The organism is Parabacteroides sp. FAFU027, from assembly GCF_022808675.1.
Taxonomy (GTDB): domain Bacteria; phylum Bacteroidota; class Bacteroidia; order Bacteroidales; family UBA7332; genus CAXXIC01.
The window spans coordinates 116,064-134,852 of sequence record NZ_JAKZKV010000009.1 but is presented as its reverse complement, the minus strand read 5'-3'; the positions used below and the strand labels follow the sequence as shown (position 1 = coordinate 134,852).

11 protein-coding genes are annotated in these 18,789 nt (G+C 40.7%); 8 read left to right on the top strand and 3 right to left on the bottom strand.

The features are described 5' to 3' along the window. Window positions 1-17 precede the first annotated feature (17 nt). The 8 genes from MLE17_RS14200 (at window position 18) to MLE17_RS14165 (ending at window position 12,175) form a co-directional block, all read left to right on the top strand. Window positions 18-1,145 carry an endo-1,4-beta-xylanase gene (locus MLE17_RS14200; RefSeq protein ID WP_243349374.1) on the top strand — a complete coding sequence of 376 codons (1,128 nt, stop codon included), beginning with the start codon at window positions 18-20 and terminating at the stop codon, window positions 1,143-1,145. A gap of 271 nt (window positions 1,146-1,416) precedes the next feature. Then, window positions 1,417-3,099 carry a glycoside hydrolase family 43 protein gene (locus MLE17_RS14195; protein WP_317236635.1) on the top strand — a complete coding sequence of 561 codons (1,683 nt, stop codon included), beginning with the start codon at window positions 1,417-1,419 and terminating at the stop codon, window positions 3,097-3,099. 21 nt (window positions 3,100-3,120) lie between these two features. Beyond that, window positions 3,121-4,593, top strand: a complete 1,473-nt coding sequence (locus tag MLE17_RS14190) for an MFS transporter (protein ID WP_243349373.1) — start codon at window positions 3,121-3,123, stop codon at window positions 4,591-4,593. 102 nt (window positions 4,594-4,695) lie between these two features. Beyond that, window positions 4,696-5,664, top strand: a complete 969-nt coding sequence (locus MLE17_RS14185; protein ID WP_243349372.1) for a glycoside hydrolase family 43 protein — start codon at window positions 4,696-4,698, stop codon at window positions 5,662-5,664. Window positions 5,665-5,831: 167 nt separating this feature from the next. Continuing rightward, window positions 5,832-7,004, top strand: coding sequence for a mannonate dehydratase (gene uxuA, locus MLE17_RS14180; protein WP_243349371.1), 1,173 nt, complete (start codon window positions 5,832-5,834; stop codon window positions 7,002-7,004). A gap of 17 nt (window positions 7,005-7,021) precedes the next feature. After that, window positions 7,022-7,837 carry an SDR family oxidoreductase gene (locus MLE17_RS14175; RefSeq protein ID WP_243349370.1) on the top strand — a complete coding sequence of 272 codons (816 nt, stop codon included), beginning with the start codon at window positions 7,022-7,024 and terminating at the stop codon, window positions 7,835-7,837. Between the two features lie 121 nt (window positions 7,838-7,958). Further along, window positions 7,959-10,844, top strand: coding sequence for a glycosyl hydrolase 115 family protein (locus MLE17_RS14170; RefSeq protein ID WP_243349369.1), 2,886 nt, complete (start codon window positions 7,959-7,961; stop codon window positions 10,842-10,844). Window positions 10,845-10,909: 65 nt separating this feature from the next. Further along, window positions 10,910-12,175 carry an SGNH/GDSL hydrolase family protein gene (locus tag MLE17_RS14165; protein WP_243349368.1) on the top strand — a complete coding sequence of 422 codons (1,266 nt, stop codon included), beginning with the start codon at window positions 10,910-10,912 and terminating at the stop codon, window positions 12,173-12,175. 405 nt (window positions 12,176-12,580) lie between these two features. On the opposite strand, the gene MLE17_RS14160 is transcribed toward MLE17_RS14165, so the two are convergent. The 3 genes from MLE17_RS14160 to MLE17_RS14150 all read right to left on the bottom strand — a co-directional run bounded on the left by MLE17_RS14160 (window position 12,581) and on the right by MLE17_RS14150 (window position 18,786). After that, window positions 12,581-15,433: a type I restriction endonuclease subunit R gene (locus MLE17_RS14160; RefSeq protein WP_243349367.1), complete on the bottom strand. Its 2,853-nt coding sequence runs from the start codon at window positions 15,431-15,433 to the stop codon at window positions 12,581-12,583. A gap of 79 nt (window positions 15,434-15,512) precedes the next feature. Beyond that, complete coding sequence (locus tag MLE17_RS14155) at window positions 15,513-17,534, bottom strand: ATP-binding protein (protein ID WP_243349366.1); 2,022 nt, start codon at window positions 17,532-17,534, stop codon at window positions 15,513-15,515. Window positions 17,535-17,553: 19 nt separating this feature from the next. Then, window positions 17,554-18,786: a restriction endonuclease subunit S gene (locus MLE17_RS14150; protein ID WP_243349365.1), complete on the bottom strand. Its 1,233-nt coding sequence runs from the start codon at window positions 18,784-18,786 to the stop codon at window positions 17,554-17,556. Window positions 18,787-18,789 lie beyond the last annotated feature (3 nt).

Here is an 18,789-nt window from a genome sequence, read left to right as displayed (position 1 = left end):
CTTAAATTCAAATAGTAATGCAAAAGAAAAAACGGAATTTGGTTATGGCTATAGGAGTGTTGTTAGCCATATCCTCATCTCAGATTTATAGTCAGCAACCAACTCTAAAAGATGCCTTTGCCGGAAAGTTCCATATCGGTACAGCACTGAATGCGCAGCAGATTACTGGAAAAGATACCGCTGCTGTGAGAGTGATAAAGTCACAATTCGATGCCATAGTTGCTGAGAACTGTATGAAAATGGGGCCTATTCATCCCAAAGAAAATGTTTTTGATTTTTCTTTGGCAGACAAGTTCGTGGAATTTGGAGTGAAAAACCATAAGTTTATCACAGGGCATAACCTCGTATGGCATTCCCAGACACCTTCCTGGTTTTTCAAAGATAAAAATGGAAAAGATGTATCGCGGGAAGTCTTGATTGAGCGGATGAAAAAACATATTTATACTGTAGTAGGCAGATATAAAGGAAAAATCAAAGGCTGGGATGTGGTAAATGAGGTAATTGATGACAGAGACGGTTCGTTGAGGAAGAGTAAGTTTTATCGAATCATTGGTGAAGATTTTATCAAACTTGCATTCCAGTTTGCACACGAGGCTGATCCTAAAGCCGAACTTTATTACAATGACTATTCACTGACCAATTCGGTTAAACGCAAAGGGGCAGTGGCTATGGTCAAGAAACTTAAAGAGCAGGGTGTCAGGATTGATGCAGTGGGTGAGCAATGCCATATCGGACTCGATACCCCTACTCTTGAAGAGTATGAGCAAACAATCAAAGATTTTGCTGCACTTGGGGTAAAGGTGATGATTACCGAAATGGATATTTCCGTGCTCCCGATGGACTGGAGTGTTGGTGCGGATGTGTCAGCTCAGATTCAATACAAAAATAAATCAGACCTATACGTTAATGGTTTACCGGATTCAGTGAATGCTGTTTTCGAAAAACGATACATGGACTTCTTTAAGCTCTTCCTGAAATATAAGGATGTCATTACCCGCGTTACTTTATGGGGTGTGGATGATTCCCAATCATGGAAGAATGGTTGGCCAATTCCCGGACGTACAGACTATCCGTTGCTGTTTGACAGAAAATATCAGGCTAAACCGGTAGTGGAAAAAATAATAAAAGCAGCTCAACAGAATTGATGGTGATTTGAGTGGAAAGTCCGGTGAAAGCCGGACTTTTTCATTTTCAAGGGCAGACGAATCTCAAACAGGGTGTAATAAAAAGTCAATCCGGGGTATCTGAAGGCATTGAAGTCTATTATTACAACAAGAATATCTATTTCTGTAAAGGCATGGCGTGGTCAGATTCTACTTTTGTGATAGCTCTCGTTGATATTTAACAACTGGTGGATATTCAAACCAGAGACAATAAAAACGATCAAACTTGTTCTCAATAATAGTTTTCAAAAAAATGAAGGTAAAAAAAGCATTGACTGCCGGCTTAATCACAGCAGGTATGATATTCTTGTCCAATACAGAGGTGATCGGACAAACGGCCTCTTTCGGCTATTTTAAGTATAAGGGAAAAGATGCCCGTTTCGATAAAAAGATTGATCCGAAGAATCAATACCTGAATCCGGTGATTGCCGGTTTTTATCCCGATCCCTCCATTTGTCGCAAAGGTGATACCTATTATCTGGTGAATTCCTCATTCAGCTTTTATCCCGGAGTCCCTATTTTTAAAAGTAAAGATCTGGTCAACTGGACTCAGATTGGCCATGTACTGGACAGACCATCGCAATTAAACCTGACCAATCAGGGAATTTCTCAGGGAATATTCGCACCTGCAATAGAATATAATCCGCACAACGATACTTTCTATATGATCACTACCAGTGCCTATGGCATTGGAAATTTTTTCGTGAAATCTAAAGATCCGGAGAAGGGGTGGAGTGATCCGATTCAATTACCCGATATTGATGGTATAGACCCTTCATTTTTCTTTGATGAAGACGGGAAAGGCTACATCGTACACAATGCAGCGCCTAACGGCACTCCGGATTGGAATCAGCAACGGGCCATCCGTCTTTATGAATTTGATGTGAAAACCGATAAAATCACGGGGAAATTTAAAGAAATCCTGAGAGGAGGTACGCACATTGAACGCAAACCGATCTGGATTGAAGGCCCTCACATATACAAAATCAATGGTTATTACTATCTGATGTGTGCCGAGGGAGGAACCGATACCGATCACTCAGAGGTGGTATTGCGTAGTAAATCACCCTGGGGGCCGTTTGAAGAGGCAAAAGCAAACCCTATCCTGACTCAGCGGGACCTGCCGGATAATCGTCCGGAACGGGTAACTTGTGCAGGACATGCCGATTTGATTCAGACTCCGAAAGGGGACTGGTGGGCAGTCTTTCTGGCCAGTCGCCCGTATGAAGATAACCTTATTAATACCGGACGGGAGACCTATTTATTGCCTGTAGTCTGGAAAAAAGGTTTTCCGGAAATATTACCGAAGGGTAAAGTTATCCCGACAGTTGTGAACAAAGCCGGCTTATCGACTACCAAATATCCTTTGACAGGAAACTTTGTGTACAACGAAGAATTTAATTCCAACAAACTGGATAATTCGTGGATTTACGTCCGTACTCCCAAAGAACAATTCTATACTTTGGAAAATGGCAAACTGAATATCAAGCCACTTCCGGTGAATATTGAAGAGCGCAAAAGTCCTTCAGCAATTTTCCGCAGACAACAGCATTTATCCTTTGAGATGGAAACACAACTGGAATTTTCGCCCGCATCGGAAAAAGATTTTGCCGGAATTACTTTCTTCCAGAATGAAGCTTATCAATTGGTGGCAGGTAAAACAATCGCAAATGGTGTCCCTTCATTGATTCTCAACCGTATAGAAAAGGATAAAGTGACATTGGCTTCTGTTGCATTGTCATCGCAAGAATCAAATCTACCGATATCCCTGAAGGTCATAGGTAAAGGGCGTTATTACGATTTCCTTTACAGCACAGACGGTAAGACATGGAAAACCTTATATGCAAATGCTGATGCGGCCAATCTGAGTACCAGACGCTCCGGCGGATTCATCGGTGCCTGCATCGGACTTTATGCAACAAGTGCAGCAAAATAAAATTTCAAAATAATCAGATCAATGGACAACACATCTCAAAAAGTTTCATTTGTCGAAAAAGTAGGTTATAGTTTGGGCGACTTAGCGGCCAATCTGATTTTTCAGACTTTAATGACGTTTCTCGCATTCTTTTATACCGACGTATATAAAATTCCGCCGGGAACAGCCTCGGCAATTATTTTCACCGGGGGAATGATTGGTGCATTTTTCAATCCGGTAATGGGTATCATAGCAGACCGTACCATGACGCGCTGGGGTAAATTCCGTCCCTGGATTTTGTGGACAGCCCTGCCGTTTGGTATTATTGCGATGCTGGCATTCAGTACACCAGGCTTTAGTCCGACCGGTAAAATCGCGTATGCCCTGATTACATACATTTTGTTGGTGATTGCCTATTCGGCTAATAACCTGCCTTATGCATCACTGAGTGGAGTTCTCACCGGGGATATGGCTGAGCGTAACAGTATCTCATCTTACCGTTTTGTGGCGGTAATGGTAGCACAGTTTATTGTTCAGGGGTTATTGTTACCGTTGGTTTTGATTTTGGGCGATGGCGACAAAACGAAAGGCTTTGAACACGTAATGGCTATTTTTGCTGTAACCGGAGTGATTTTCTTTATCATCACCTTCCTGACTACAAAAGAACGGATTATCCCGACTGCTGAACAAAAGTCAAGTATCAAAGACGATGTAAAAGACCTTTCCCGAAATAAGCCCTGGATTGCGATGCTGGTTCTTACCGTATTCATATTCATAACCTTGTCATTGAAAGGTGGAATGTACGTTTTCTATTTTAAGAATTACCTGAATGGTGACTCTTTGACTTCATTCCTGCAGAATATCGGATTTAACGGTTTTATTGCCGGACTGAATGGTCTGTTGGTGAATATGGGATTACATGGATTTACCTGGCCGAAAGATGCTCCGACATCTGCCTTCAGTTTGTTTAATGCCGGTGGTATTATTATGATGATGGTTGGTATCGGTTTTTCCAAAACATTAGCTGACCGCTTTGGAAAGCGTGATGTATTCGGAACCAGTCTGTTCGTCTCAGCATTGTGTCTTTTGTTGTTCTATTTTTTTGCACCGCAGTCGATTGCGTTGGTGTTTTTGACCCAACTCGCTCACGGATTTTTCTATGGAATCTCAACGCCTTTGTTGTGGGCAATGATTGCTGACGTGGCAGACTATTCCGAATGGAAAAACAACCGCCGGGCTACTGCAATTATCTTCTCTGCGATGATTTTCGGATTGAAAGCCGGGCTGAGCATTGGTGGTGCTTTGGTGGCAGGTATTCTGGCTTCGTATGGTTATGACCAACAGTTGCCGGTACAATCTCCTGAAACCATTAGCGGTATCCGTTTGTCCATGAGCGTTTTCCCGACGTTGACATTCTGCGTTAGCGTTGCCTGTCTGTTTTTCTATGAAATCAATAAGAGTAAAGAGACTCAGATTCAGACTGAGTTGACCGAACGTCGTAAAAGCTCAAAATAGAATGCAGAGGTTGGGATACAACCGAGTATTTATCCCATATATTCAGAATGATATTTTTAATAGATTTAATATTCAAATAGCCCTAAGGGCAAATCAGATTTTATGCAAAAGCCAAGATATTTAGTGCCCCATCTTTACACAGCCGATCCGGCAGTACACGTATTTAATGGAAAACTTTACATCTATCCGTCACATGATATCGAATCAGGAATTCCGGAAAATGATAACGGCGATCATTTCGATATGCGCGATTACCATGTATTTTCCATGGATGATATTGATGGTGACGTGACCGACCACGGTGTCGCTCTGGATGTGAAAGATATTCCGTGGGCAGGTCGTCAGTTGTGGGACTGCGATGCAGCATACAAAGACGGAAAATACTACTTGTATTTTCCCCTGAAAGATAAGAATGACGTTTTCCACATCGGTGTTGCGGTCAGTGATCGTCCCGAAGGACCTTTTATACCGGAATCTGATCCGATAAAAGGCAGTTACTCGATTGACCCTTGTGTGTTTGAAGAAGACGGTAATCACTACATGTACTTTGGAGGATTATGGGGTGGTCAATTGCAACGCTACCGCGATAACAAAGCCATCGAATGCGGTCACGAACCAGCTGATGATGAACCGGCACTGCCATCCAGAGTCGTAAAACTGAGTGATGATATGCTTGGATTTGCCGAAGAGCCTCGTCCGATTGTTATTTTGGATGAAAATGGGGAACCGCTGAAATCCGGCGATCACGAACGTCGTTTCTTCGAAGCATCCTGGATGCACAAGTATAACGGAAAATACTATTTCTCCTATTCAACGGGTGATACACATTTGCTTTGTTATGCCATTGGTGATAATCTGTATGGACCATTTACCTATCAGGGAGTAATTTTAACTCCGGTAGTGGGTTGGACTACACACCATTGTATTGCTGAGTTTAAGGGGAAATGGTATCTGTTTCACCATGACAGCGTCCCTTCAGGCGGAAGAACCTGGCTTCGCAGTCTGAAAGTTGCGGAACTGGAGTATAATGAAGACGGAACGATTAAAACCATCAATGGTGGTGGGCTTTGATGATATTAAATAAAGTAGTTTGTGGTAATAGCTATTTTGTATGATTACACCTGTGATTAATAGTCAGATGGTTAAGTGGTGAGTGAGGGAGGAGATGAGTAATTCATTTCTTCCCTTTCCTTTATCAAAGAATTACTGGAAATCTCTCAATAAATAAATAGTTACTTATGGAAAAAACATGGCGTTGGTTTGGCAAGAAAGATAAGATTACGCTTTCGATGCTGAGACAAATCGGAGTGGAAGGTATTGTAACCGCCTTGCACGATATTCCCAACGGGGAAATCTGGACGGTAGAAGCAATTGAAGATCTCAAGAATTATATCGAATCACATGGCCTTCGTTGGTCAGTGGTGGAAAGTCTTCCTGTTTCGGAAGCAATTAAATATGCCGGTTCGGAACGTGACCAGCTTATCGAAAACTACAAAGTGAGCCTGGCTAATCTTGGAAAATGCGGTGTGAAAACCGTATGCTACAACTTTATGCCGGTGATCGACTGGATTCGAACCGATCTTTATCATCCGTGGGCCGATGGCTCTTCTTCTCTCTATTTTGACAAAGTGCGTTTTGCCTACTTTGATACCCGTATTTTGCAACGTGAAGGAGCGGAAAAAGACTACACAAATGAAGAACTGGCTAAAGTAGAAGCCCTTGACAAAGTCATCACTCAGGCGGAGAAAGACGAGCTGATCGATAGCATCATCGTAAAAACCCAGGGGTTTGTAAATGGAAACATCAGCGAAGGGGATTTGAATCCGGTTGAGAAATTTGCAAATCTATTGAAACTCTACGAAGGCATTAATCGCGATAAGTTGCGTGAAAACATGCGTTATTTCCTCGCTGCCGTAATGCCGGTTTGTGAGGAATATGGCGTGAACATGTGTGTGCATCCTGATGATCCTCCCTTTGCCGTATTGGGCTTACCCCGCATCGTAACCTGTGAGGACGATATCAATTGGTTCCTCAATGCCGTAGATAATCCTCATAATGGATTGACTTTTTGTGCCGGTTCGTTAAGTGCAGGCATTCACAATGATGTCCCTGCATTGGCTGCTAAATTTGCTAAACGCACCCACTTTGTGCACCTCCGTAGTACGAATGTGTTGGAAAACGGCAACTTCATCGAATCATCACACCTGGATGGACGTGGTCGCCTGATCGAAGTGATTCGCATTTTTGAAAAAGAAAATCCGGAATTGCCTATGCGAGTAGATCATGGCCGGTTGATGCTGGAAGACGCCGATAAAGGTTACAATGCCGGTTACTCTTTCCATGGCCGCATGTTGGCTTTGGCTCAGGTAGAAGGTATGATGGCAGTGGTAAAAGACGATTTATCCCGATAATAAGTGAAATAATTATTATGAACGAAATGTTTAGTATTGCCGGAAAGGTGGCTGTAATCACCGGTGCCGGTGGCGTATTGGGCGGAAGCGTAGCCCGTAGCTTTGTAAAAGCAGGCGCTAAAGTAGTTGCACTTGACCTTCGTCAGGAGCAGTTGGATGCAAGAGTAGCCGAACTGAAAGAATTGGGTGGCGATGTAATTGGATACGTCGGAAATGTTCTTGACATCGAAAGTCTGGAAAATACGGCAAAGCAGATTGTGGAAAAATGGGGGCGTATTGATATTCTGCTGAATATCGCCGGAGGTAATCTGCCCGGTGCAACATTGAATCCGGATCAGCATATCTTTGATATGAAAATCTCCGACTGGGAAAAGGTAACCAACCTGAACCTAAACGGAACCGTTTACCCAAGTATCGTTTTCGGAAAAGTAATGGCGGAGCAGGGGAGCGGAAGTATCATCAACATGTCATCTATGACTGCTTACAGTGCAATTACCCGCGTACCCGGCTATTCGGTATCCAAAGCAGGTATCAGCAATTTTACCCAGTGGTTGGCTATGGAGTTTGCCATGAAATATGGAGATAAAGTTCGGGTAAATGCTTTGGCTCCGGGCTTCTTTATCGGTGACCAAAACCGTGCTGTATTGTTGAATCCGGATGGATCATTGACTGACCGCAGTAAAAAGGTACTGGCCAAAACACCGATGAACCGCTTCGGTGATATTAATGAATTGAATGGCGCTATTCAGTTCCTTTGCAGCGAAGCAGCCAGCTTTATTACCGGTGTGGTTTTACCGGTAGATGGCGGATTTTCAGCATATAGCGGGGTTTAATTAGGTCAGTACAATAAAACTTGTTAGTTTTACATTTAGAATCTTCTTTTGATGCCGGGTGCCGAAGGTAACCCTTCGGTACCCGGCATTCAATTATTTAACCCTTAGATAAAATCATGTCATGAAATCTTTTCAGATTCGTAGTTTTTTGCTATTACTCATCATTTGTATAGCAGGGAAATCTTATGCTGTCGGCTACGAACAGTACATTTATTTTCAAAAACAGAATAACACTCTTCCGCTGGTTGCCAATGGTGCAGCATTACCTATAATTATTTCCGTCGCCGATTATCCGGGTGTTAAGAGGGTCGCAGGAGAATTGTCCAATGATATCCGACGGGTAAGCTCCCTGGAACCATCCGTTTTGGAGACTGAAACACTCCCTGCCAAAGCTATTATTGTTGGTACAATAGGAAAAAGCAAGCTGATTGATCAGTTGATTGCTTCCGGTAAAATAGATGTGTCAAATCTTAAAGGCAAATGGGAAACTTTCAAAATAGAAACCGTTGCGAATCCTTTACCCGGAGTAGAATCAGCTCTGGTCATAGCCGGTAGTGATAAACGGGGAACCATCTATGGAATGTATGACATTTCAGAACAGATCGGAGTTTCTCCCTGGAATTGGTGGGCTGATGTTCCTGTCGCTTCGCACAAAGAGATTTGGGTGAAGAATGGAACTTTTACCCGCGGTGAACCTGCCGTGAAGTATCGCGGTATTTTTATCAACGATGAAGCCCCGGCAATTGCGACCTGGGTTGCGTGGAAATTCGGTGGTCTAAACAGCAAATTTTACACCCATGTTTTTGATTTGATTCTTCGTCTTCGTGGTAACTACCTTTGGCCGGCGATGTGGTGGGGTGCGTTCAATATGGATGATCCGTTAAACCCGAAGCTTGCTGATGAATACGGCATTGTGATGGGTACATCACATCATGAACCGATGATTCGTTCGCAACAAGAGTGGAAAAGGGTAGGTAAAGGGCCCTGGAATTATGAGAGGAACAAAGAAGGACTTTATAAATTCTGGGAGGATGGAATTGCTCGTAATAAAGATTTTGAAAGTGTCGTAACCATCGGGATGCGCGGTGACGGCGATGAGAGGATGTCTGCATCCAGTGATATGGATGCTAATGTAAAGCTACTGGAAAATATTGTTACCGACCAACGTCAGATTTTGTCAAAATACTTTCCCCGGGGAGCAGCCAATGTTCCGCAGGTATGGGCATTGTATAAAGAGGTTCAGGATTACTATGAGCACGGCATGCGGGTGCCTGATGATATAACCATGCTTTGGTGTGACGATAACTGGGGAAACCTGCGTCGTGTACCGACAGATCTGGAACGTAAGCGTTCAGGAGGTGCCGGAATCTATTACCATTTCGACTATGTGGGGGCTCCGCGCAGTTATAAATGGATTAACACAAATCAGACAGCCAAAATCTGGGAGCAGATGAGCAAGGCGTATGACTATGGTGCAGACCGTCTTTGGATTGTAAATGTGGGGGATATTAAACCCATGGAATATCCGATTGAATTTTTTATGGATCTGGCCTGGAATCCTAAGCGCTTAGGAAAAGATCAGATTGGAGAACACTGCCGTTTGTGGGCCGAACGTGAATTCGGATCGAAGTATGCCGCTAATGTTGCAGAGATCATGGAAAAGTACACAATGTATAATAGTCGTTGTAAACCAGAATTGCTCAATGCGAGTACCTATAGCCGGGAGAACTATAACGAAGCCGAAACAGCGGTTGCTGATTATAATCGGATTGCTCAAAAGGCAGATTCAATCTATAAGGTAATTCCAGCCGAATACCGCGATGCTTTCTTCCAGTTAGTCCTTCATCCGGCTAAAGCTTCTGCAACTCTTCATGAGCTTTATTATGCTGTTGCTCAAAACCGGTTTTATGCGGCTAAGGATGGAGTAGTAGCTAACAAATGGGCCGAAAAAGCACGTTCTTGTTTCCGGACGGATAGCCTGTTATCGGTAGAATATCATACAATCGGGAATGGACGATGGAACGGAATGATGACTCAAACACACATCGGATATACCAGTTGGAACGACCCCAAAACCAATATAATGCCGCAAGTGAAATTAGTATCCGGCAATAATATGGCGCAACCTGCTGTTGCCGTAGAAGGTTGTGATGATTCGGCACTGAATGTTGCCGATACTCAATTCGAACTACCTGAATTCAACACATATACCCGCGAAAGTCACTGGATTAGTCTGTTTAATAAAGGGAATAAACCATTTGCCTATAAAGTCAAAGCATCAGCTAAATGGTTGAATGTCACGCCAGCAAAGGGTACTGTTGCGGATGAGGTAAGACTGGATGTATCTGTTAACTGGGATTTGGTCCCTGTAGGAAACAGCATTGCGGCAAAGGTGAAAATCACAGCAGCAGGAAAAGATTTTATTGTGAATGTAAAAGTCGCTAATCCGGCTTATCCTACCCGTCAGAACTTAAAGGGTTTTGTAGAAAGCAATGGCGTGGTTTCGATGGAAGCGGAACACTTTACATCGAAAACAACCGGACAGCCGGTGAGTTGGGAGAAAGTTCCGGGCTTGGGAAGAACGTTGTCAGCGATGGTTCCTTTCCCGACTAACGCCCAGGTTACCGGACAGAATTCATTGGACTACAAAATTTATTTCTTCACGCCGGGTGAACATAAAGCCTCTGTTTATATTTCTCCAACGATCAACTTTGTTGCCGGACAGACTATGAAGCTGGCGGTTTCAATGGATGACTCTGCACCGCAGATTCTGGAAGTGAAAGTCGGTTCCCTTCATGGCGAAGGGCGTGATGGCGGCGGTTGGGATGCCTCGGTCAAAGAAAGCATCCGTAAGCTTGTGGCAACTGTAAAAGTGGACAAGCCAGGTTACCATACCTTCAAGGTCATTATGGTGGATCCGATTGTCGCCGTTCAGAAAATTGTGATTAATACCGGTGGAGAAAAGCCGTCCTATCTGGGGCCTACAGAGAGTTTTTTCCGAAAGTAAAATGAAAAAGGCTATCATTTGGATTGATGAATCTAAATGATAGTCTTGCCAAAAAAATAAGTAGTATGTCATATAAATCAAATGTATTTTTGCAAGGCAGGATATTGACAACGGTAAGAACCTTATTCCTCTTTTTATTGATAGCTGGAAGTTTTAATTCGCTGAATGCGACTGCTAAAGGTAAAAAGAACAATTCGTCAAAACGATGGGTGGGCACATGGAGTACCGCTCCATATTTTGTGGATGCCAATAACATGGCACCGGCACCGGGCTTAAGTAATAATACATTTCGTCAGGTTGTTCGGGTTTCGATAGGGGGAGAGACGCTTCGGGTGAAGTTTACCAATCTGTTTTGCAAAAATAGCGTGACATTTAAATCTGTCGGAATTGCAGTCTCAAAAGGCGGTAGCGATATAGAGACCACTTCCGGCAAAGTTCTCCATTTTGGCGGGAAGGAAGAGGTCACCATGAATGCAAATGAAGAAACCGTTTCCGACCCCTTGTCATTTCACCTGGAGCCGGGAATGAAGGTCGCGATAACCATCTGCTTTGGAGCAGCAGGCCCACAGATTGGCGGGCACGCAGCTTCGCGCACAACTTCGTATCTCTTGGCCGGTAATCAATCATTGATGGCAGACTTCAGTAATGCGATCAAAACCGATCACTGGTTTGCAACAGCCGGAATCGATGTCCTGGTTCCCGCAAAGACTGCCGCGATAGCAGTTCTTGGTAATTCGATTGTCGACGGACGCGGTTCGGGCACCAGTAAATTTAACCGTTGGACCGATATTCTTTCAGAACGTCTTTTGAAAAATAAGGCTACCAGAAACAGGGCAGTCCTGAATCTCGGAATTGGCGGAAATTGCGTCGTGCGAGGTGGTCAGGGAGAGCCGGCTGTTGTTCGTTTTGATCGGGATATACTGGGGCAGCAGCATGTAAAATGGTTGATTATCTCGGAGGGAATCAATGATATCGGAGGAATAAAAGATAGCATTCATGCTGTGCAGGTGGTAAATGACCTGATAGAGGCTTATAAACAGATGATTGATAAAGCGCACGCCAGGGGAATTAAGGTCTATGGAGCCACAATATTGCCCTTTGCCCGCTCATTTTATGACAAACCTTTCCGTCATCCTGCCCGCAATGCGGTGAACGAATGGATCAGAACCAGTGGGCGCTTTGATGCGGTAATTGATTTTGATAAAATGATGCGGAATCCTAATGAGCTGAACACTATTCAGTCAGACGTTCATGATCATGACTTCTTGCATCCCAATGAAATAGGGTACAAAATGATGGGGGAATTTGTGGATTTGAATTTGTTTAAGTAAGATATAGATAAAGTAGAGGGAACGCTCTCTCATGTTATGATAAAAACACACAAGACCGTTGTAAATACTTGATTTTACAGCGGTTTTGTATGTTTTTTAGGAGTGGTTTATTTGCCGATGCAGGAAATATAATATGATGTTATGCAGTGGTTTATGTGTTAAAGGGACAAAAAAGGACTTCTATTTATATGACTAATAGCCAGTAAATACCATCTTATTGGAGTGTAATTGATATTATTGATAATTAACGAGATGATTTTGGGTTTAAGTGTTTTTACCGTTCGGAGGCTTTCTCTTCTTCACTTAAACAGCCCAATATACCATTACACCAAATACATTCTTTAAAAACAGACTTACTGCCTTTCCCTTAGATTATCAGCTACCGTCTTTATATTTCAACAGAAACTACTTACCACTTATCCCATTGAAAAATATATCAATAAAAGCTTTTATCTTTTCGAGAATTCGACTACCTGTCTTCCTTCGCTCCAACAAAGTAGGCTTTTCCCCATTTCGAAGTTCCAGAAGCTCATCAAGTAAAGGGTCACGACCAGAGAACGTATAATCACTGATTACCCTCTCAACCTCTATATCTGAAAGATTTTCCTCCACACAAAGCTTTTTGAATGCCTCCTGTTGCTCTTCATTCCAGAACCGTTCAAATTCGTCTGGAATATCATCAGTATTTTCAATGTGTGGGAGATTTTCCTGGATAAACTTCTCAATCAGTTCCCGTTTGCTTCTTAGGTGTGCTTCTCCAGCAATCAGGTCAATAATTTCCTTTTTGCGTTTTTCCCGTTCATCGTCATTGACTTGATGCAGTTTAGCCAGTAGATTCAGGATATAAGCTACATTTATCTCATCCCTGTGTATCAATTCCAGTTCAAAGTCCACATCTTCCAATATCGAAACCTTTTCCTTCTGAGGGCTGGGTTTTACTTTTTCGTAGAGGTCGAGGTATTTGCTTTTATAGTCATTGAATAGCTGCTCATCCATAGACAAATGATTGAAGCCAAAGTCAGCAAATGTGCTTAATACGTTCTTTATTCGCATCAATTCCCGAAATGCCTTGATAAATTCCAGTTCTTCATTTTCATCCATCAAATCAGATACACAATCAACCGTCGGAGCAATCTTCTGCATTTCTATAAATGCCTGATCAAACTTACTGATATATTCTTCATAAGGCTGCATTATGATAATATCCTTAGCATCCTTATTACTAAACAAGACAATAGCATCATCTGTAGCTTGCTTCAAATTTCGAAATACTACAATATTCCCCTGAGACTTTTGCTCATTCAGAATACGGTTTGTGCGGGAATACGCTTGTATCAATCCGTGATACTTCAAATTCTTGTCAACGTACAGAGTGTTGAGGGTCTTACTATCAAAGCCAGTCAGGAACATATTTACAACAAGTAATATATCAATCTTGCGTTCCTTGACTTTTTTGCTTATATCGTTATAGTAGTTGTAAAACGACTCACTGTCTTTCGTAGAGAAGTTAGTGCCGTACATGGCGTTGTAGTCCCCAATAAAATCATCCAGCTTCTCTCTACTGTGGATATTTAAGCCATACAAAGCGGCTGGTTCTTCCACCACCGAAAGCTCTTCAGGTAGGAAACCCGTAGCGTCCTTATCGTCCTCGTTGGAGGCGAAGCTAAATATGGTCGCTATACGCAAATTATGGCTCTCTGTGGCTTTCTTTTGCCTGAATAGCTCGTAGTATTTAATCAGCACCTCAACGCTGCTTACGCAAAACATGGCGGTATATTCCCTGCTATATGTTTTACGGTTATGGTTAGCTATAATGAAGTCTGTGATTTTCTCTAATCGCTTAGGTGATTCCATCAGCTCTTTGGTATCAATATCCTCCACCTCAATATCTATATCAGTAGCGCTATCTTTCTTTTTGTACCGTCCTACATATTCAACTGAAAATTTCAGCACATTCTCGTCCCTGATAGCATCCGTTATCACATATTTGTGCAGGCACTCTGCAAACAGTTCGGTAGTGGTACGTTTGCCCATTTCATTCTTAACTGCATTTTCGGCAAAAATGGGCGTGCCAGTAAATCCGAACATCTGTATATTCTGGAAATAGGATTTGATTTTGGTATGTGTTTCGCCAAATTGGCTACGGTGGCATTCGTCAAAGATGAAAACAATCCGCTCCTCCTTGAGCTTATCCATTTTCGATTGGTGATGTTTCTTGCTGATAGCCGTGTTTAGTTTCTGGATGGTAGTAACAATTAGTTTTGTATCATCTGCAAACTGTTTTACTAATGCGCTAGTGCTATCCGTCCCATCAATACTGCCCTTACTAAAACTGTTGAACTCTTTGGTAGTCTGGTAATCCAAATCCTTTCGATCAACCACAAAGACAACCTTCTTCACATGCGGTATGTTCATCAATATCTGGGCAGCTTTGAATGACGTCAGTGTTTTTCCGCTGCCCGTCGTATGCCAGACATACCCGTTTTTGGTCGTATTCCTTACCCGCTCTACCAACGATTCCACGGCATAATACTGATAAGGCCTGAGTACCATGGGAATCTTGCTGGTTTCATTTAGTACAATGTACTTACATATCATTTTGCTGACATGGCAGGTATCGAGAAATGTAAAGGTGAACTTATCCAGCTGGGTGACGGGCTTGTTCTGTTCATCCGTCCAGAAAAAAGTCTGTTTAAAGCTTTGATTTTTGTTGTTAGCGTAGTATTTAGTGTTTACGCCATTACTAATTACGAATATCTGAACGTATTGAAATAGCCCGATACTTGCCCCGAAAGAATGCCGCTGGTAACGATTGATTTGGTTGAAGGCTTCTTTTAGTTCAATTCCTCTCCGTTTCAATTCAATCTGAACCAATGGCAAACCGTTGATTAGCAAAGTTACATCGTAGCGGTTTTTATATTTTCCCTCAATTGTGACCTGATTGGAGACTTGGAATCGGTTCTGACACCAGTTTTCAGTGCTGATAAATTCAAAATATAGGTTTTCCCCATTGTCCCGAACAATGTGTTGTTTTTCTCTAAGTGTCTTTGCCTTGTCGAACACCGAACCTTTGCTCAATATATTCAATATTCGGTCAAACTCTTTATCTGTCAGCTCTATATCATTGTGCTTCTCCAATTGATTTTTCAGGTTTGCCAACAAATCTTTCTCGTCGGCAATGGATACATAGGTATATCCCAATAATTGAAGCTGGGATACCAGATTGTTTTCAAGTAGTTGTTCGGGCTGGGATGTCATATTACTGTATCATTATATTATTTAAGAACAAGGCGAGCAAAATAGCCATGTAAATTATATTGAATCCGAGAAAATTTGATCAATTAGTTTTGACCATGGATATTAACTCATTAGTCAGTACACTTGATTTATCCTTTCCGTCAAGCAATCCATTTTCCGAGAGTTCATCAATGATAGATTCTTTAAATTCAAGTTTGTTTATTAGATGTTTATGCCTAATATCAAACAACTTAAAAAGGTCGTCCCATTTTAAAGCATATATTTCATAATTTCTTACTGACTCAACTAAAAAACGCTGACCTTTTGATTTTTGAGATTCATATCTGTCAATAATCCATTCATCGACATCTTTTCCAATAAGATATAACTTCCAACATCTTAACTCACTTGAAAATCTGGGTTCCTTTATAATTAGCCTAATATATTCCTCTATCTGGTCAAACTGCGATTTTCCAATTACAACACTAGGTCTTTTTAATTCGACAATAATATTTTCTTCAATTTCCAATTCATTGTTTATCGTATCTGGCTTGGAGCTTTGCCTTGCAATAAAAATATCTGGTCGTTTTAGTCGAGACTTAGAATTAATTTTTTGATATTCCTTATTTCCATCTTCCAAGAATGATAAGTAATTATTCAACAAGATTTCGAGATTCTGATCTGCTGAAACCAAATGGTATTGTTCCCCAAAAAGCCAATAATTACTTTCAACTACTTGCTGGATATGATCTCGTTCATTAGTGAATTTCTCAAAATCAAAAACAAGTGCCTTTAATCCCTGAACTGTGAGATACCTATTTCTTAATAGTTTAACCAATGATACAATAGCTGACAGCTTTGTCCTATTTAATACATTCGATAATTCGGTCCTCTCTGCATCACTTAGTTGAACTATCTTATCTAAAATATTAAGAATATCCTCTCTTTGTTCTGAATCTAACAGTAAATTTAGGAACCCAACAATTGTTTTACTCTGCTGGATATTTAATCCTTGGAAGATTTTTGGTTGAATACAATATATTTCCTTAACAACAGTCTCAAGGTCAACCTTTCTTAGTTGTTCATATTTTCCACTTTTAAATATCGGGAATATCTTCTGCTTATTAAACTTTAAAATCAACTCATTGGCTTTAAGTTCTTTAATGAATAATTTCTCCTCTATAGAAAGCTTATCTTTCAGAAACTCTAATAATGCTTTAAACACTTTGTCATTCTGATCCTTAAAACCCAAATCCAACTTTGGCAAATCAGAATTCGAAAGTCTGAAGTTCTCAAAATATGGTGATTCGATATAAACTGAATGATGAAAGTCTTCAGTTTTATTGTTAAACGAAGTGTGTTTTCTTTCAATCTCTTTCTTTTCTGGATTCAAGAAATAGTAATAATATTTGTCTCCAATATTTTTCCTCCAACGAATAAACTTAATATCAAAAGGATAATCATCGAAAGTTTCATTAAAATCCAGTGCCTTATCAATAATTGACAAGTAATCAATCTCGTATCCATTAACCTTGATAGAGTACCCAGAGTCTTTGTTTAGAAATAAAAACCAGCCAAATTCACATGCTAAATAATCATAGAATGACTCATTTATTATCAAGTCGGCGGTTAGCTTTGTAAATGACTCAAAAGAGACTGTCGTTCCTGTTGTTTTTACCTTGCTAATGATTTTATCGGAAGTATTGAAATGATTAAGACTGCTCTTATCTATTTCAATTTTATAATTCAAATAGTTGTCATTCTCAGTTTTATATACAGTATTCCATATTGCTTTATTTGAAAAATGACCAAACGAAAATCGACCTTTTCCCTTTTTCCCTTTTACAAATCCATCTTTATTAAAAGTCTGACTTTTCTGTGAATCTAAGAAATTACCAAAAGTATCATCAATACTTTCAATATTGATACCTGTACCATTGTCGGTAATTGAAAAGTGGTCAATGAAGTTAATTTCATTATAACTTATTGTAATTTGAATTTCAGAGGCATTAGCGTCAAATCCATTCCAGATATATTCGGCAATTGCTTTCCTGTAATCTGTTGGAAGTCCACTTTGCTCTACACTTTTGGAGGTTATCTTTGTCGTATGTTTCGTTTTCATATTTCAATGCATAATTATATTACACAAACATCATTTGCAACAATCCTTTTTTCCATCGCTCCATACCTACTATCTCCTGCCCACAATGATTGATTTTATCATTAACGGCGTTCAAAAAATTAGCAATCTTGGCTTGTTCCAATTCGGACGTTGGTAATGATATTTCTGCCCCACTTAAAAAAGTTTCATTGCTAATGTTCATTGTATTTTTAGCTCCTTTTTGAACAAGTGGATTTAAGTAATTATAGGTATTCTGCCAACTTGAAAAATAATAATCCAACAACAGACCAATATTCTTGTTAACTGGGGAAAACACACCATAAAGAACCGACACTATACCTGTTCTTTCCAGTTTATTTTGTTTTATAATTCCAAATGGAAAATCGCTCGTTGGACTTTTAGTGTAAACTACATCATTTGGAAAAACTACCTTATAATTTGAAGTGTCTTCTGAAGCATAAGAACGTCCTAAATGTTCAATCTGATTTACAACACCTTTCGCTTTAGCTACTGAAAATACCTCTTCGACTTTTTTCTTAGAATTCTTAGTCTTGTGTTCAATCAATATCTCTCCCAGCCTTTTCTCTTCCCACTCTTCAAAGTCCGCACCATTATCATCTTTAAACCATAGTTTCTGACAGAAGATCTGCTGCATCACCCCTTTTTTGTACTGCTCCAACAGTTCCTTTTTCTTTTTCAACTGACTGATTTTATCATCCACAGCCGTCAGGAAATTAGCGATTTTGGTTTGTTCGGGAAGAGAAGGGAGTGTTAGATTTAATGATTTTAAGTCCGACAACTCTAACTTACCAGCACCTATTCCAGTACCAGTAACCATGTTTAATATAATATTCTCATGAGCATAAAACCAATACAAAACATACAAGGTATTTTGTTTTTCATCGATTGTTATTGATTTTACATCTTGATTAAAAGCAACATCATTTAATGTAATACCAATCGGTATTGTATTAAATAACATACTACCTCGAACAAGAATTAGCAAAGTTCCTTTAATGGCAATTCTTGAACCATTCTTCAAACCTTCATCTGTAATTTTATTCTCTGATTTTGAATATTTCATTCCACGCATACTAGATGCACTAATCCATGAAATATCACCATTCCAATAATTTGGATTCTCCTTTGATGGTGTACCGCCAGAAGCCCATTCAGAGAACTCCCCTAACCTCTTCACATCCCATTCTCCATCAAACTCAGGAAACCGCAATTTTGGCACATTCTTCTTCATAGT

What these genes read in the sequence shown, in the direction of transcription:
- MLE17_RS14200 (WP_243349374.1), top strand. Translation starts at nt 18, where the DNA reads ATGCAAAAGAAAAAACGGAATTTGGTTATGGCTATAGGAGTGTTGTTA.
- MLE17_RS14195 (WP_317236635.1), top strand. Translation starts at nt 1,417, where the DNA reads ATGAAGGTAAAAAAAGCATTGACTGCCGGCTTAATCACAGCAGGTATG.
- MLE17_RS14190 (WP_243349373.1), top strand. Translation starts at nt 3,121, where the DNA reads ATGGACAACACATCTCAAAAAGTTTCATTTGTCGAAAAAGTAGGTTAT.
- MLE17_RS14185 (WP_243349372.1), top strand. Translation starts at nt 4,696, where the DNA reads ATGCAAAAGCCAAGATATTTAGTGCCCCATCTTTACACAGCCGATCCG.
- uxuA (WP_243349371.1), top strand. Translation starts at nt 5,832, where the DNA reads ATGGAAAAAACATGGCGTTGGTTTGGCAAGAAAGATAAGATTACGCTT.
- MLE17_RS14175 (WP_243349370.1), top strand. Translation starts at nt 7,022, where the DNA reads ATGAACGAAATGTTTAGTATTGCCGGAAAGGTGGCTGTAATCACCGGT.
- MLE17_RS14170 (WP_243349369.1), top strand. Translation starts at nt 7,959, where the DNA reads ATGAAATCTTTTCAGATTCGTAGTTTTTTGCTATTACTCATCATTTGT.
- MLE17_RS14165 (WP_243349368.1), top strand. Translation starts at nt 10,910, where the DNA reads ATGTCATATAAATCAAATGTATTTTTGCAAGGCAGGATATTGACAACG.
- MLE17_RS14160 (WP_243349367.1), bottom strand. Translation starts at nt 15,433, where the DNA reads ATGACATCCCAGCCCGAACAACTACTTGAAAACAATCTGGTATCCCAG.
- MLE17_RS14155 (WP_243349366.1), bottom strand. Translation starts at nt 17,534, where the DNA reads ATGAAAACGAAACATACGACAAAGATAACCTCCAAAAGTGTAGAGCAA.
- MLE17_RS14150 (WP_243349365.1), bottom strand. Translation starts at nt 18,786, where the DNA reads ATGAAGAAGAATGTGCCAAAATTGCGGTTTCCTGAGTTTGATGGAGAA.